The sequence below is a fragment of the Paenibacillus sp. BSR1-1 genome, assembly GCF_030403775.1.
In the GTDB taxonomy this organism is placed as follows: domain Bacteria; phylum Bacillota; class Bacilli; order Bacillales; family Cytobacillaceae; genus Neobacillus.
Genome location: NZ_JAQMWQ010000010.1, coordinates 79656 through 96299, shown reverse-complemented (window position 1 = coordinate 96299; position 16644 = coordinate 79656). Strand labels below are relative to the sequence as shown.

The following is a 16644-nucleotide window of genomic DNA, read 5'->3' as shown; positions in this document are numbered from 1 at the left end:
TCTTTTTAATATTAACTCCCTCAATACTTCTTGCGTTGCAATGAATCCGCGTATTGGATATATTCTTTCTGATAAAATACAGTTTTTGTTATTTACTAAAAAGTATTGCTATCAATTCATTTCACTGTCCTCGTCCCATCAACTTTCTTTTCCAAAGTTATCAAGCAATGCACGCACTTCATCTGTTGATTTCGTGTTCATCAATTGATTTCTTAATTCAGCAGCTCCAGGGAATCCTTTAACATAAATTTTGAAAAAGCGATGAAGCGCTGTGATGGAACGTGGCAGTACTTCAGCATATTGATCCTGAAGATCAAGCTGCAGTCTTAAAAGATCTAGGTATTCTTTGCTGCTATGCTCTCTTGGCTCTTTTTCAAAAGCAAAAGGATTTTTAAAAATACCTCGCCCGATCATAACGCCATCAATACCATATTGTTCAGCAAGCTGCAGCCCAGTTTGACGGTCAGGAATGTCTCCATTAATTGTTAGCAGCGTATTGGGTGCGACACGGTCACGTAATTTTTTGATTTCCGGAATTAGCTCCCAATGCGCATCAACTTGGCTCATTTCCTTTCTTGTACGTAAATGAATAGAAAGGTTCGCAATATCCTGTTTTAAGATATGCGTTAGCCACTCCTCCCACTCCTGAACGTCCTTATAGCCAAGACGTGTTTTCACGCTGACAGGCAGTCCGCCAGCTTTTGCTGCTTGAATAAGTTCTGCCGCAACGTCTGGACGCAGAATAAGGCCACTACCTTTCCCTCTCGATGCCACATTCGGTACAGGGCAGCCCATATTAATATCGATGCCTTTAAATCCCAGCTCTGCCATACCAATACTCATTTGCCGAAAGTATTCAGGCTTATCGCCCCAAATATGGGCTACAATTGGTTGTTCATCCTCTGTAAAAGTCAAACGGCCACGCACACTTTTCATGCCCTCTGGATGACAATAGCTATCCGAGTTTGTAAACTCTGTGAAAAATACATCCGGTTGACCAGCTTCACTTACTACATGGCGAAAAACAACATCCGTCACATCTTCCATTGGTGCCAGTATAAAAAAAGGTCGTGGTAAATCACGCCAAAAATTATCTATCATATTTAAATTCAAATCCTCTCATTATGGGATCCAGGCCAACTCCATATCCCAAAAATAAAAAGCAAGATGCCCCTGCTTCTTTTACACTTATACCATGCTTAACCACATTTTATCAAATTGATCGGAAATGTTTAGTTTACTTTCACAAAATCTGTACAACCAAACTATCTCCTGCTAACCCCCACCACATAAACCAGCATTCCACTGTGAAGATACAGCAATATCATTGGGCTCCACATGTGTAGTATGTATGTTGCAACATATGGGGTGTTGATGAATTTACACATGTTTTAAAAAATTCAGTTTAGAACTTAACCATTTTTTGCAGTTATTCCCAAATAGAAATAACTCATATCTTACCTTCAGGTTCGGTTGTATAATAGACTTTTACCCAATATACGTCCAAGTAAATTTATTTCAATAATCTCATTTTATTAAGATGGGGCAGACTTCAATTTAATCGAATTACATTTTTCACAAAAATAACTTCAAGATAGAAAAAACAGCTAAATTTTAGTAAGATATCCTCATGTGATATTAGATAAGGGGTTAAAAAAATGAGCGTATTAAACGTAAAAAATTTAAGTCACGGTTTCGGTGATCGTGCGATTTTTAATGATGTGTCTTTTCGACTTTTAAAAGGAGAGCACGTTGGACTAGTTGGGGCAAATGGTGAGGGTAAGTCTACTTTCATGAATATTGTTACTGGGAAGTTGCAGCCCGACGAGGGGAAAGTTGAGTGGTCACGAAAAGTTCGTGTTGGTTATTTAGATCAGCATGCTGTACTTCAAAAAGGTACTACGATGCGTGACGCATTAAGTACTGCTTTTCAATATCTTTTTGATGCTGAATCAGAAATCAATGAACTTTATGCAAAAATGGGTGATGAAGGTGCTGATATCGATGCATTACTTGCAGAAGTTGGAGAGCTACAAGAAACTTTAGATAGTAATGATTTCTATCAAATTAATTCAAAAGTTGAGGAAGTTGCTCGTGGTCTAGGATTAGACGATGTTGGACTCGATCGAGATGTAGATGATCTTAGCGGTGGGCAACGTACGAAAGTTTTGCTAGCTAAGCTGTTGTTAGAAAAGCCTGAAATCCTATTACTAGACGAGCCAACGAACTATTTGGATGAACAGCATATCGAATGGTTGAAGCGCTATTTACAGGAATATGAAAATGCATTTATCTTGATTTCACATGATATTCCATTCTTGAACAATGTTGTTAACTTGATCTATCACATGGAAAACCAAGAGTTGAATCGCTATGTTGGTGATTATGATAACTTCTTAAAAATTCATGAAATGAAGAAGCAACAGCTAGAATCCGCTTACAAGCGTCAACAACAAGAAATAGCTGATTTGAAAGATTTCGTTGCTCGTAACAAGGCAAGTGTTGCGACTCGTAATATGGCGATGTCTCGTCAGAAGAAGCTCGACAAAATGGAAGTAATTGAATTAGGGAAAGAGAAGCCGAAACCAGAGTTTAACTTCAAAGAAGCTCGTGCAGCTAGTCGTTATATTTTCACAGCTGAGGATCTTGTTATTGGTTACAATGAACCACTTTCCCGCCCTCTGAATTTAAAAATGGAACGCGGACAAAAAATTGCATTCGTAGGTGCAAATGGTATTGGTAAGTCCACTCTTTTAAAAAGTATTCTTGGGTTGATTGATCCAATTTCGGGTAAAGTGGAACGTGGTGAGTATCAACACATTGGTTACTTCGAGCAAGAAGTTAAACAGGCCAACTACAACACTTGTATTGAAGAGATTTGGAGCGAGTTCCCAAGTATGAATCAGGCTGAAGTCCGTGCTGCTCTTGCAAAATGTGGTTTAACGACAAAACATATTGAAAGTAAGATCGAAGTCCTTTCCGGTGGCGAAAAAGCCAAAGTTCGATTGTGTAAAATTTTAAACACAGAAACGAATTTATTAATCCTAGACGAACCTACCAATCACTTGGATGTAGACGCAAAAGAAGAATTGAAGCGTGCTTTAAAGGCATATCGCGGAAGTATTTTGATGGTATCCCACGAACCTGATTTCTATCGTGAAATTGCGACCGATATTTGGAATTGTGAGGATTGGACTACGAAAGTGTTTTAAATGAAAATTAAGGGGTACCCAATGAAATAAAATTTCACCTGGGTACCCCTTTTTATAAATCATCCACAATTTTTTAATAAAAATATACTTTAGATTTCTTAAAAAAGCTCATCCAATCTAAAGTTAGAATCTATTTTAATATTAAATCTGCAACAACTTCCACATGTGCTGTATGAGGAAACATATCCACTGGTTGGACATATTTCACTTCATATTTTGAACTTAAAGTTTGAATGTCCTTGGCTAGGGTTGACGGATTGCAAGAAACATAAATCAGCTTTTCCGGTTTCACTTGTAAAATGGTTTCCAATAGTTGCTTGTCTAGCCCTGTTCTTGGCGGATCGACGACAATAACGTCTGGTTTCCATCCTTTCTTTACCCATTTTGGCAGGATCTCTTCCGCTTTCCCCGGGACATATTTTGTATTAGTGTATCCATGACGTTTAGCGTTTTTCTTAGCATCCTCGATTGATTCAGGTATGATATCCATCCCGCGGACTTCTAATGACTGATCTGCAAGCCATAATCCAATTGTCCCGACACCGCAATAGGCATCGACTACTTTCTCTTTTCCTGTCAAAGCCGCTGCTTTTTTTACTTCATTATATAGATTTACTGTTTGAACAGGATTTAACTGGAAGAATGTTCTCGCTGAAAGCTCGAATTGCAGATCGCCTAATGTTTCTTGGATAAATTCCTCCCCGGCCAGGTTATGAGTTTCCTCGCCAAAAATGAGTGAGGTTTTTTCTCCATTTATATTTTGAACAATCGATTTTACGTTTGGCAGCCGTTTTTGGATTTCTTGAATGATAAGTTCTTTATTCGGCAGCTCTTTTTGTGAAGTGATTAATACAACTTGAACTTCACCTGTTTGAACACCAACGCGGGTAACAATGGTTCGGACGATTCCTTTTCTTGTTTTTTCATTATAAATAGGTATCCGTAATTCCTCTAAAATTTGTTTCACCATGGCTGTCGCTTCGTTTGTATGCGAATGCTGGACCGCACATTGCTCGATATTGATTAATTGATGGGAATTGAGGCCGTAAAGTCCAGCAAGGACCTTGCCCCCTTTTTCACCGACTTGAAAGCTGCTTTTATTTCGGTAGCCCCATGGATTTTCCATGCCAATTGTTTCACGGATATCGAGGCTTTCGGGTTTGAGCTTTGTATGGCGTTCAAGCGCTTGGATAATGATATCGCGCTTTTCCTTAAGCTGCTGATCATAGTGCAAATGCTGAAGCTGGCAGCCCCCGCACTGATCATAAACAGGACAGAGCGGTTTTACCCGGTTTGGCGACGGAATGCGGATTTTTTTAACCTTTGCCTCGGCAAATTTAGGGTGAATCTTAGTAGCTTCCACGACCACTTCTTCTCCCGGGAGTGCACCAGGCACAAACACCACTTGCTTTTTAAAATATCCGACACCTTCACCGTTGATACCAAGCCTTTTGATGGTCAACGGGAAAGTCTGTTTTGGTTCAATTTTAATACTTTGTTCTGTCTTCATAAGTTCAACTCCAAATTATTCGACGCTTCTCCATAAATACAAGGAAGCGTAACTTAAATAGGGCTCCCAATCTTGTTTATAACGCTCCATTTCCTCATAGGTTGGTTTTTTCTCAAGTTGGTAGAGCTTTTTCAGTCCATTTTGAATTCCAATGTCCGCAAGCGGAAAAAGGTTCGGTCTCCCAAGTGCAAATAAGAGGAAATTTTCGACTGTCCATCTGCCGACCCCACGGATTTTTGTTAGTTGTTCAAAAATCGCTTCATCTGGTTGATTTTTCAAAACATCTAGATGTAATCCGTTTTCGGTGATTTCTTTTGCGATTCCTATGATATATTCTGCCTTCCTGCCGCTAAACTGCAGATCGCGCAATTGTTCCACTTGAAGTCCAGCTACTGTTTCAGGCTCTGGGAAAAACCATACACCTTCAATTTCATAGCCAAATGTTTTGACAAATCGTTCAGTAAGGGTATAGGCAAAGGTCATATTAATCTGCTGGTGGATAATACATTTGATGAGACTCCCAAACAGGTCGAAATCGAGCACAAGGGGCGTTCCGATGAACAGGTTGAATATTTCCTTGAGGTCCGTTTCTTGAAAATGGTTTTGAATTTTATCCAAAGGCACTTTCCATTGAAAAATTTCAGACACTCTTTTGATTGCCGCTTCTTTGTCAGTTTTTCCGTTCAGAACGAAGGCTGGCCGATCAGTTGTCCCTGTTGCCGTTATATCCACTACTTGTGCTTTTTCAGCGATAACGATTGGAACTCTAATCGTTCGTTTTTCTAAGTCTAGCAGTTTTAATGGATCTGGCGTATGTCTTTGTAATACACTGTCAAAATTATAAGGTCCATCAATTTGGATTGCTTCTTGCCACACGGGAGGATCCATCCTTTTATTATTTTACCCCGTATTATAGCATGAACAATCTAGAAAAGGGAAAAACCGAATTTCAGGAGAAATTCGGTCATTTTAATTTATCGAGGCTTTTAAATTTATAGCCTTTCTTTTTCAGGTCTTTTATGGCTTTTTCAAGCGCATCGGCATTGTCTTGTGATATCGAATGTAATAGAATTACGCAGCCGGGATGGACTCGGTTCATGATATTGTCATATGCATATTGCCAGCCCCTTTGGTTATTTACATTCCAATCCACAAAGGCTAAAGACCAGAATACATGGGTGAAACCTTCCTCTTTCGCAATCTGCATGGTTCTTTCACTAAAAACCCCACGAGGCGGGCGTAAATATTTCATTTCTTTTTGCCCTGTTATTTCTTTGGTTTTTTCCTTAACCTTTTGAAGCTCTCTGCGGATTCTTTCATCACTTACTGCAGTAAAATCGGGATGATAGTAGGAATGGTTGCCGATGATATGCCCTTCTTTTACCATTCGTTTTGTGAGCTCAGGTTGTGATTCTAAAAAATGCCCCGTCACAAAAAAGGTCGCAGGTACTTTTTCCTTCTTCAAAACATCAAGAATTTTTGGCATATATCCATTCTCATAGCCGCTGTCAAAAGTAAGGTACAAAATCTTTTTGTTTGGACTCCCCTTATAAAAAGCCCCGTATTTCGCTAGCAGTTCATCATATTCTGGGCCTGCTTCTGCAGGCCGCTCATCCACGGCTTTTTTAAAGCCCCAGTGGATGGACTTATTTGAAACGGCTGCGCTGGCTGTAGTCGGCAAAAGCAAAAACAGCACCATTATGCTGCCAATAAATCTTTTCATCCATGCTCCCCCTATTTTGTTTTTTATATTGTTTGTCTTTGGAGGGAAAAGATGATTAGCAGATTAAGGAAATGGGTGAGGTTGGTGGTAGATGCGGTCTCTGCTATTTCCGGTATACGGGAATTTTAATAAAGAAAATAGGTATGAAGCAGACCTTGGGGTAGGTAGATTAAGAAACCAACATAACTGCTGATTTGTTATGTGAGGATCGATTAACAGAAAGTAGTCATATATAGCTTGTAAAAATGCTTCCTTAGATATGCATTGACAATTCGGGCAAGTCCATTTTTGCCTATCGTAAATCATTGGAATAAAGAAGCAAATTGGACATTGGACTCCCGTCCTTATGTCAGATTTATTTATTCCAATTTGTTTTAAAATGTTGCTGCTTTCTGGTGTGTGTTTGGTTAATAATAGTTGGCTTACTTTTTCAATTTGTTTTTTATTGAATATCTCCTCTTTAAAATATTTTTCGGTGAGATCGATCCTATGTAAAATATCATAGGCTCTGCAAATTTTTTCTTCTGCTTCTCTGTAGCCAGATTCGATAATTACTTCCGTAGATGTGCGGCAAACAGCTATAAAAAATCCAATTGGAACTTTTGGCGTATGGTTGGATTCCAACAAGTTTTTTAACAATATTTTGTGACGTATCGCTTGAGATACTGGATTTTCATAAACTTCTCTTATGTCACCATTTTCATGAATCATTTGATTTTTACCTATTCGCAGTATTCCTGAATGATTTTTTCCTTCAAACATGAGAATAATTTTTGGAGAAAGGAGAAGAGCATCAATTTGGAAGAAGGTATTTCCAACGGGAAATCGGAGACCATGAAAAATATGGTATTTATTATCAGGTATTTGTTCTAGATAATGTTTAATTGTCTTTTCTCCGTTGTAGCCAGATCTAAGTATTTTTATTTTCTTCTTAATTTCAGGCATCATAATATGATTTTCAATTATACGTCTTTCAGCCGCCTCTACTTGAAGTAAAGCTATTGGGACTGTGAGATCTTTTCGGAACAAAGCAACTCCTCCTTTCAATTTAACATAATATTTCAACTTAAATTGTCGAATACCTACCAATAAATATTGGCATTTGTGAATATATTTTGTCATATTAAAAAAATCGGAATCAAATTCTAAAAATAAAGTGGGGAATTTCACAAATTTGGGGTGGTATTCTCCAATTTTAGGGATACATTCTACAGAAGTGACTGGTTATTCTACAAATTTTCAGCCCTTACAATTGCGATTAAATTCAATCATAACATTAGGGCATCCTGCAAATTTTTGGTGATATTCCACAATTTATAAGGTACAACCTACAAAATGTACTGGTTATTCTACAAATTTTCAGCCCTATTCTACAATTGGGATTAAATTCAATGATTACGCTAGAGCATCCTACAAATTTGTGGTGATATTCTACAATTTATAAGCTACATTCTACAAAATGTACTGGTTATTCTACAAATTTTCAGCCCTATTCTACAATTGGGAATCATTACGCTAGGAATCCTACAAATTAAAAGGTCATTCTACAAAAGTGACTGGTCTTTCTACGATTTTTTTCTTCCCTATGCTTTAAACTCAAAAAATTTCACAAAAAAAAGAACAGGCGCCAATCCAGCGCCTATTCCCACAATCCTATTTGAATACTGGCTCCTTAAACTGAGCTAATTTTTCTAATGAAGATTTATCAACATCAGCATGCAAGCTGTTTCCGTGAGAGTCCATTGTTACTACGGCTGTGAAGCCTTCTACGCGAAGGTGCCACATTGCTTCAGGAATACCGAACTGCATTAAATCAACGCCTTCGACGCCTTTAATACAATCAGCGTAATACTGTGCTGCCCCGCCGATTGCATTCAAATACACACCGCCGTGCTCATGAAGAGCTGCCAGCGTCTTAGGACCCATTCCGCCCTTACCGATTACAGCGCGGATACCGAACTTCTTCATAATGTCACCTTGGTAAGGCTCCTCACGAATACTTGTTGTCGGTCCCGCAGCCTTGACATGCCACGCACCATCTTCATCCTTCAACATTACAGGTCCGCAATGGTAAATGACCTGGCCATTCAGATCGACCGGTGCATCGTGGTCGCTTAGATATTTATGAATTGCATCGCGGCCAGTGTACATTAAACCGTTAATTTGAACCACATCGCCAACTTTTAGCGAACGAATTTGCTCTTCACTAATAGGAGCTTCTAACGTAATCACGCTCTCTGAAGAAATGGCAGATTCATTAGCAGCAGCCGCTTCTTCCTGAGCAAAATCAATGAACTCGCCTTCTTGGTAAGCCCACTCATTAATTTCACCGCTCACAGGATCCACGCTTACACCCATGCGGCGGAATGCCCAGCAGTTGTAGGCAACAGAAACATAGAAGCTGGCAGGAATGCGGTGCATCACGCCGATTTTACAGCCAAGCAAGGTTGCTTCGCCGCCAAAGCCCATTGTTCCGATCCCTAATTTATTTGCATTTTCCATCACATATTCTTCTAACTTGCGAAGATCTTCATTTGGATTCACGTCTTCAACCGAACGGAATAATTGCTCTTTCGCTAAATCATAGCCTGAAGAACGGTCGCCGCCGATTCCGACGCCGATAAAGCCGGCGCTGCAGCCTTGGCCTTGTGCTTGATAAACGGAATGCATGATACATTTGCGGATCCCGTCCAGATCACGGCCGGCGCGGCCTAGTCCGTCTAATTCACATGGAAGGCTGTATTGAATGTTTTTATTTTCACAACCGCCGCCTTTTAAAATCAAGCGGACATCGATATAATCTTTTTCCCATTGATCAAATTTGAAAACGGGCACACCTGCGCCAAGATTATCGCCGCTGTTTTCACCTGTTAAGGAATCAACTGAATTCGGGCGTAATTTACCTTCTTTCGTTGCCAAAACAATTGCGTTCTTAATCGCTTCTTTAATTTCTAATTGATTCACGCCAACAGGAGTTTTAATTTTAAAGGTTGGGAGACCTGTGTCCTGGCAGATTGGCGATACTTGATCGTCAGCCATTTTAATGTTGTTTGTGATGGTGGCAAGGCTCATTGCAGCACTTGTGCCTGCGTTTTCTCTTTCCTTTGCGGACTTAACGGCACGGCGCACGTCCTTTGGAAGTTTGGTAGATGTTTCAACGATCAGCTTGTACATGCTTTCTTGAAATTTTGTGATATTCACTTGGATTTCCCCTTTCCCGAAATTCCCCAAATTATTCTATATAAATTTTACAACTTTTTGACTTTTTCATTATACTCCTATAGGCATTAGAATTAAAGGATAAGGTTGCAAACGAATTCATGGTAACTTTTCCAAAAACAAAAAAAAAGAGTCTGCTATTTAACAGACTCGCTGGCTTCACGGTTATTGAACTCTTTGCATTTATTTTCCATTTCATCTAGCATCAAAATTAAGCGGTCAATATCCTCTAGATCCGCATCTTCCGGATCTATGGCATCAAGTACATCAATAAACATATTTAAGCGGTGCTTTAAAAAATCAACCTGGGAATTTTTATCTTGAACTGGACTACCCACAAACTTCTCTCCTTTCACTACCGTTCTCATCCTATCGAATATTTCTTACTTTTTCAATATATTACCCTAAATTACAATAAAAAAACTCCCACCAGGTACCAGGTAGGAGTCTTTCTAACAAATTTATCTTGGGCGCTCAGACGCTGCAAATCCAAAGGAGACGTAATCCTGAACAGGAATCCAGGCTCCAATGCCTTGTGAAGTAACGTTTTTGATGACGATAAACTTCCGGTTTCCTTTTAGCATTAAATAAACTTCTCCGTAAGTGACCTTCCCTTTTTCATTTACCCCTGGCGCATACGCATATAAGTAACCTAAGCGGTTAGGCGGAATGTTATAGATATGATCATTTTTTGTTCCAGAACCAATAATCGTTTCAAATGCTAGAGGCAGATTTGTCTTCTCCATCGCTTTTAAGAGCATCATCTTTTTAACGTCTTCTGCATTTGGGATTTTCGCAGTCAGACCACCTCTGACGATTTTTTGTGCCTCTTGAACATATTTAATCTGGTAGGGAACCTTGCCGCCACGATTATCAAAATAGTTGGTATTTATTTTTTGGTACTCCCAGTTAGGTGAGGTCTCTGCTGACTCATAATTTAAAGGCCACTGCCCTAAATAAACAATCGCACGGTAACCAAGCGCAAAAGGAGTACTATTAATACTAGACTCATTGAGCATCCGAATTAAATCGGGATTTTCAATTTTAACCCTAGAAGTTTTGATTAACTTTTTGGTTAAATCGCTTGGCTGCAAGAATGGCAAATCCTGCGTTGAATTCGGATAGGTATTTTCCTTCGTAATATTTCGAACAGAAGCTGGGACCTGGTATTTTACAGGATTTTTTTTCACCGCACCGGCTTTTTCAGCAAAAGCAGACGGAATAATAGTTAACATTAATAACAGTGTCATAAGGATTGAAACATTTTTCCTCACTGTGTTGAACTCCTTTCACTAGTAGCATTAATAAGGTCTGCTCATAGTTTTTTCGGAGTCCCCAAATATTATCCATTCACTTTAGTAAATTTCAAATCTTTCGCTTGAAGCTTCTGCATTAATTTATCAAATGATGGAAAAAACAATTGGATTGCAGGACCAACGGCAAAGGTAATGATAATGGTTCCGTAGGAAATTGGTCCATTCAGAAAGAAGGCCGGAATTAAGGCGGTGATTTCACCGATGGTTTTGGCAACCATTAAATTCACACGAAATCGTTCTTTAATAGCCAGCATGAAACTATCGATCGGACTTTGCGGAAATTTAGCCTGTAAATAAATTGAAGCTCCAAAGCCAATAATTAGAATGCCAATCAGCAGCATCGCCAGTTTAGCAAAAAGCAAATCAACAGAAAAAAGATCAAATATTGTATTCAGCCAAAAGTCAACTAAAGTACCAATAACAATAATCGTTAAGAGAGAAAGAACATCTGGTCTTCTTTTTAATAAAAGAGAGACTACTATCATTAAAACGGCCCCATCGATCATAACCCATTTTCCTACCGATAGCCCAACTCTTTCGGTTAGAGCAACATTTAAGGCATCCCATGCGCCAACGCCGATATCCGCAACTTTAATGGTCATACATACACCGAAGGTCATGATAAACAAACCGATGATAAAAAATAAAAATCGTATTAATAATTTCATCTTTTGCTCCTTGAAAAAAGTAATGGAATTGTAATAATCTGAACATTTACAAAATTCAATTTTTCATTTATAATGAGGTTAACTTTTCAAAAAGGAGGGCAGTAATCAATCTGCTGGCGAATTATTGATTTTCTTTAAGGAGGTTGGGATTCACTAATAATATGACATTCAACACTCGTGTTTTATCAAATTATAACTAAACATGAAGGTTGGTGATCGATGGTCCCAAGAAAAGCGATTGATTTTTTACCCTTATATAATTAGGTGCTGTTACATTATATCACAACGGTTTTGTTTGACCTCGTACATTAATAAAGTAGTTTGAAAAAAGAGACTCTAAGCCTCATTGGCCTAGAGTCTTTATTTTTGAAAGCCTTACCATTCATTAGAGCAGGAAAAAACCAATACCTATAATGACATAAGCCGCCAGCAAGGTTAGACCTTCAAACCAATTCGTTTCTCCGTCATTGGAGATAACAACCATTAAAAGTACGGATGAAACCATCGCGATAAGTTCCTGCCAGCTGAAGATCAATGGCATGGATTGATTAAAGAAAAGCGAAACAATGACAAGGACGGGTGCGACGAACATCGCTACTTGAAGCGTTGATCCGATTGCAATTTCTACAGCGACATCCATCTTATTCTTAAAAGCCATTAAAACAGCAGAGGCATGTTCGGCAGCATTTCCGACAATGGCGACTATGATGACTCCAATGAATAGCTCCGTCCAGCCGAAGGATTCTGCGACAAACTCAAAGGTGTGGACAAGATGCTCGGAAATATAGGCCACGACAATCGTTGCTATGGCGAGAACGGCAATCGCCTTCCCTTTCCCCCACTCCGGTTCCTCTTCTTCATGTGTATCGATATCATTAGTCGTCTGGTACACCCCTCGATGAGTCACCAGTTTGAAAAATAATGCTGCTAAATAAAGAATCACCAAGGTAACGGAAATTCCGACGCTTAAGGTTAGTGTTTTTCCCTTACTCATATCCAAAGAAAAAACAGCAGGAATTACAAAAGCAATGATGACTGCAAACATTAAAAGTCCAGAATTATGGCGGGCATCATATACATTAAACTCCGGCCGCTTATATTTTAATCCCCCAACAAAGAATGAAAGACCAGCGACGAGAAGCAGATTTCCTAATACAGAACCGGTTAAAGATGCCAAAACGACCCCAACAAGACCGGCTTTTAACGCAAAAATCGATATAATCAATTCAACTGCATTTCCAAAGGTTGCGTTTAATAGTCCGCCAATTCTTGGGCCGGCAACAATCGCCAGGCTTTCTGTCGCTCTTCCCATAAAGCTGGCTAGAGCGATAATTGTTAAACAATAAAGAACAAATAGGATACCATTTGACCAATGCATTAACGTTCCAATTATAGATAACGGGACTCCTGCAAACGTCATCAGCATAAAAATTTTATTTGTCACCGCGTTCCCTCCATAGTCTATTTTTTATCTCACTAATTTTTCTACTACATATTTTGCTGTCATTTTCTCCATAATTAGCCAAAAAAAGAGTATCATTTTTCAAAAGAAATATGCAACAATTTTCTTGCAAAGGAGGAAGATTCTAGGGTACCATCATTTAAGGACTATGAATTGAGGAAAGTATGATGAATAAACTAAATTTGCGTTTTTGGATTCTTGTGAGTATTGTTGCCATTTCCGGTTTCTCGCAGGGGATGCTTCTTCCGCTCATAGCCGTTATTTTTGAAAAAAGTGGTGTATCCTCCTCTTTAAATGGTTTAAATGCTACCGCCCTTTATATAGGGGTATTACTGGTATCTCCTTTTATGGAGATGCCCTTAAGAAAATATGGTTATAAGCCGGTAATTATTTTTGGCGGAGGCCTAGTTGTGATTTCGCTTGCCTTATTCCCGCTGTGGCAAACCTTTTGGTTTTGGTTTGTTTTACGTTTGTTAATTGGAATCGGTGACCACTCTTTGCATTTCGCCACCCAGACCTGGATTACTTCCTTTTCCCCCGCAGAAAAAAGGGGACGAAACATTTCCTTGTATGGTTTGTTTTTTGGAATTGGATTCGCCACTGGGCCGTTAATGACTCCATTGGTGAATGTTAATGAAGCTCTCCCCTTTATTGGTTCTTCCATATTTTGTTTGATTGGCTGGGTATTTGTTTTTAGTTTAAAAAATGAATTTCCCGAACAAGAAATGAAGAATATTACCTTTTTTTCAACCATCAAACAGTTTAGAAAGACAATTCAATATGGCTGGTTAGCCTTTTTACCGCCTTTATGCTATGGCTTTTTAGAATCTTCTCTAAATGGGATATTTCCAATTTATGCTTTAAGAATGGGTATTAATGTTTCAAGTGTCTCAGTTATGTTATCAGCTTTTGCAATAGGCAGTATCATTACCCAGCTGCCATTAGGGATGTTAAGCGATCAATATGGTCGAAGGAACATTTTAATGACGGTTTTATTTATCGGGTTTATCAGCTTTACAGCTGCCAGTTTTCTTGAACACTCTTTTGTTGGTCTTTTCCTAGCCTTTCTCATTGCAGGAATGGTAGTAGGCTCAACCTTTTCACTTGGTATTAGTTATATGACTGATTTAGTACCAAGAAATCTTTTACCGACAGGCAATTTGTTATGCGGCATCTTCTATAGTGTTGGAAGCCTTAGCGGCCCCATTCTGGGAGGTCTGTTTATTAAGTTTTTTCAAAATATAAGCTTTTTTTATATTAATAGTACATTGCTTCTGGCTCTTTCTTTTATTATTTATACATTTGGAAAAAAAGCTCCCGTTCTCACTGAACAAAAAAATTAATTCGGAGCAATTTCATATCTTAAGCATAAAATGTATGATAAAATAAAATTAAATTTAAATAAAGAATTTTTCTAGAAAGTGCTGTCATCACCAAGATGACAGCTTTCGTGCTTTTTTAGGGTAATGATTTTGATTATTTTTCTCAATTAGAATTAAATCTTATCAATTAGAAGGACTGAGGGGGGAGAATCAATGAGTTCTGAAGCAAAATCTCTAACAAAAGGAATACAAAAAGTAGGAGTAATTGAAAAAATTAAACCACATGCCGAACTGATTGCAGCGATAGTAAGCGGATTACTGATAGCCACAGGGTGGTTATTTGATAAATATGGAGAGAATTCAGATTCCATTATTGCCTATCTGCTGGCTTTTGTAATCGGCGGTTTTGCCAAGGCAAAGGAAGGCTTGGAGGCTACTTATGAAAATAAAGAACTTAATGTAGAAATGCTAATGATATTCGCGGCAATTGGTTCAGCCATAATTGGCTACTGGACTGAAGGAGCTATTCTTATCTTCATCTTTGCCGTCAGTGGAGCCCTTGAAACCTACACCATGAATAAAAGCCATAAAGAGATCTCATCCTTAATGGAGCTGCAGCCAGAAGAGGCGCTCTTATTTACAGACGGTGATGAGGAGCGGGTTCCCGTCTCTCAGCTTCGAGTTGGTGACCACATTCTTATAAAACCGGGTGAACGTGTACCATCAGACGGGATTATCATTAAAGGACAAACCAATATTGATGAAGCAGCAATCACTGGAGAGTCTATGCCTGTCTCTAAAGGGAATCAGGAGGAAGTATTTGCCGGTACAGTTAATATGACTGGGGCAATTACGGTTCAAGTGACAAAAGCGAGCCATGATACCCTTTTTCAAAAAATCATTCAGCTCGTTCAATCTGCCCAAAGCGAAAAGTCGCCTTCACAACTTTTCATTGAACGTTTTGAAGGAACGTATGTAAAAGCCGTTCTAGCCGTTGTACTTGCGATGTTTTTTCTGCCGCACTTCGCCCTTGGCTGGAGCTGGCATGAATCCTTTTATCGAGCGATGATATTATTAGTAGTCGCCTCACCTTGTGCCCTAGTCGCGTCCATTATGCCCGCAACGCTTTCAGCCATTTCAAATGGTGCAAAGCATGGAATATTGGTTAAAGGCGGTGTACACCTGGAAAATTTGAGTCATTTAGAAGCCATCGCTTTCGATAAAACCGGAACACTGACTAAAGGAAAACCAGAAGTGACCGAAGTTATTGTTAAGGAAGGGCTTGATTCAGAAACACTACTATTGAAGGCCGCATCTATTGAAAATCATTCGAACCACCCGCTTGCACAAGCCATTGTCAAATATGCAAAACAAAACTTGAACGTAGATCTTCTCCATCCTAATAGTTTAGAGGATGTGCCTGGATGGGGTGTCAAAGCAGAAATAAACGGAGAACAATGGAAAATTGGAAAAGCTGCATTCGTTGGGAAAGAACGGGTAGATCACTTTGCAGATGGAAAAGCAAAAGAGCTTGCCAGCCTTGGTAATACGCTGGTGTTCATCGAAATTAATGGCAACCTAAGTGCCATGATTGCTTTAAAAGATGTTGTCCGTAAGGAAACAAAGCTGGCTATAGACCATTTAAAGAAACAAGGTATTCGCACCGTCATGCTTACTGGCGATAGTGAAAAAACAGCACGGGCGATTGCGTCTGAAAGCCATGTCGATGAATTTTACTCTGAGTGCTTACCAGAAGAAAAGGTTGAGCAATTAAAGCAGTTGAAAACTAAATATAAAACCGTCGCTATGGTGGGTGACGGCATTAACGATGCCCCCGCCCTTGCCATTGCCAATGTCGGTATCGCCATGGGGGAAGGAACAGATGTTGCCCTTGAAACGGCAGATATTGTCCTTATGAAAAATGATCTGCCTCGAATCTCTGAAGCCATTCTTCTTTCCAAGCGTATGAACAAAATCATTAAGCAAAATGTTATTTTTTCCATTACGGTCATAATGCTTTTGATCTCATCCAATTTCTTTCAGGTGCTTGATTTACCTTATGGGGTGATTGGTCATGAGGGCAGTACCATTCTAGTCATTTTGAATAGTCTGCGCCTTTTAAAATCATAAAGAAGACCGGGTGAAATAAAATCACCCGGCCTTTTTTATTACTTAGTGATAACCATTAGATCCATTTGCAGATCCTGAAGTT

At 39.1% G+C, this 16644-nt stretch carries 13 protein-coding genes; 3 read left to right on the top strand and 10 right to left on the bottom strand.

The window, feature by feature from the left end:
* Positions 1–138 precede the first annotated feature (138 nt).
* Positions 139–1101: a tRNA dihydrouridine synthase gene (locus PH210_RS15720; RefSeq protein ID WP_289986796.1), complete on the bottom strand. Its 963-nt coding sequence runs from the start codon at positions 1099–1101 to the stop codon at positions 139–141.
* Positions 1102–1658: 557 nt separating this feature from the next.
* Here PH210_RS15720 and PH210_RS15715 point away from each other — a divergent pair.
* On the top strand, positions 1659–3212 hold the full coding sequence (locus PH210_RS15715) for an ABC-F family ATP-binding cassette domain-containing protein (RefSeq protein ID WP_289986794.1): 1554 nt from the start codon (positions 1659–1661) through the stop codon (positions 3210–3212).
* 130 nt (positions 3213–3342) lie between these two features.
* Here the strand turns inward: PH210_RS15715 and rlmD are convergent, their stop codons facing one another.
* From rlmD to cax, 9 genes are all read right to left on the bottom strand, one after another.
* On the bottom strand, positions 3343–4722 hold the full coding sequence (gene rlmD, locus PH210_RS15710; RefSeq protein ID WP_289986793.1) for a 23S rRNA (uracil(1939)-C(5))-methyltransferase RlmD: 1380 nt from the start codon (positions 4720–4722) through the stop codon (positions 3343–3345).
* Between the two features lie 15 nt (positions 4723–4737).
* Positions 4738–5598, bottom strand: a complete 861-nt coding sequence (locus PH210_RS15705) for a DNA-3-methyladenine glycosylase family protein (protein ID WP_289986792.1) — start codon at positions 5596–5598, stop codon at positions 4738–4740.
* Positions 5599–5686: 88 nt separating this feature from the next.
* Entirely contained in the window at positions 5687–6445 is a 759-nt protein-coding gene (pdaA, locus tag PH210_RS15700; RefSeq protein WP_289986790.1) for a delta-lactam-biosynthetic de-N-acetylase, read from the bottom strand.
* A 63-nt stretch (positions 6446–6508) separates the two neighbouring features.
* On the bottom strand, positions 6509–7474 hold the full coding sequence (locus tag PH210_RS15695; protein ID WP_289986788.1) for a nuclease-related domain-containing protein: 966 nt from the start codon (positions 7472–7474) through the stop codon (positions 6509–6511).
* 624 nt (positions 7475–8098) lie between these two features.
* The gene (locus PH210_RS15690; protein ID WP_289986787.1) at positions 8099–9646 is read right to left on the bottom strand and encodes a fumarate hydratase; all 1548 of its coding nucleotides are present in this window, start codon (positions 9644–9646) and stop codon (positions 8099–8101) included.
* Between the two features lie 155 nt (positions 9647–9801).
* Positions 9802–10002: an SE1561 family protein gene (locus PH210_RS15685; RefSeq protein WP_289986785.1), complete on the bottom strand. Its 201-nt coding sequence runs from the start codon at positions 10000–10002 to the stop codon at positions 9802–9804.
* A gap of 123 nt (positions 10003–10125) precedes the next feature.
* Positions 10126–10914, bottom strand: a complete 789-nt coding sequence (locus PH210_RS15680) for a YfkD famly protein (RefSeq protein WP_483312120.1) — start codon at positions 10912–10914, stop codon at positions 10126–10128.
* A 92-nt stretch (positions 10915–11006) separates the two neighbouring features.
* Positions 11007–11648 (bottom strand): YczE/YyaS/YitT family protein, encoded by a 642-nt coding sequence (locus tag PH210_RS15675; protein ID WP_289986782.1) that lies wholly within the window; start codon positions 11646–11648, stop codon positions 11007–11009.
* 385 nt (positions 11649–12033) lie between these two features.
* On the bottom strand, positions 12034–13080 hold the full coding sequence (gene cax / locus PH210_RS15670) for a calcium/proton exchanger (RefSeq protein WP_502306727.1): 1047 nt from the start codon (positions 13078–13080) through the stop codon (positions 12034–12036).
* Positions 13081–13277: 197 nt separating this feature from the next.
* Here cax and PH210_RS15665 point away from each other — a divergent pair, with 197 nt between their 5' ends.
* Positions 13278–14453: an MFS transporter gene (locus PH210_RS15665; protein ID WP_289986780.1), complete on the top strand. Its 1176-nt coding sequence runs from the start codon at positions 13278–13280 to the stop codon at positions 14451–14453.
* Between the two features lie 192 nt (positions 14454–14645).
* Complete coding sequence (locus PH210_RS15660; protein ID WP_289986779.1) at positions 14646–16562, top strand: heavy metal translocating P-type ATPase; 1917 nt, start codon at positions 14646–14648, stop codon at positions 16560–16562.
* The last annotated feature ends 82 nt before the right edge of the window (positions 16563–16644 follow it).

Coding starts and splice junctions, on each gene's coding strand:
- PH210_RS15720 (WP_289986796.1), bottom strand. CDS start 1,101: ATGATAGATAATTTTTGGCGTGATTTACCACGACCTTTTTTTATACTG.
- PH210_RS15715 (WP_289986794.1), top strand. CDS start 1,659: ATGAGCGTATTAAACGTAAAAAATTTAAGTCACGGTTTCGGTGATCGT.
- rlmD (WP_289986793.1), bottom strand. CDS start 4,722: ATGAAGACAGAACAAAGTATTAAAATTGAACCAAAACAGACTTTCCCG.
- pdaA (WP_289986790.1), bottom strand. CDS start 6,445: ATGAAAAGATTTATTGGCAGCATAATGGTGCTGTTTTTGCTTTTGCCG.
- PH210_RS15680 (WP_483312120.1), bottom strand. CDS start 10,914: ATGACACTGTTATTAATGTTAACTATTATTCCGTCTGCTTTTGCTGAA.
- PH210_RS15675 (WP_289986782.1), bottom strand. CDS start 11,648: ATGAAATTATTAATACGATTTTTATTTTTTATCATCGGTTTGTTTATC.
- PH210_RS15665 (WP_289986780.1), top strand. CDS start 13,278: ATGAATAAACTAAATTTGCGTTTTTGGATTCTTGTGAGTATTGTTGCC.
- PH210_RS15660 (WP_289986779.1), top strand. CDS start 14,646: ATGAGTTCTGAAGCAAAATCTCTAACAAAAGGAATACAAAAAGTAGGA.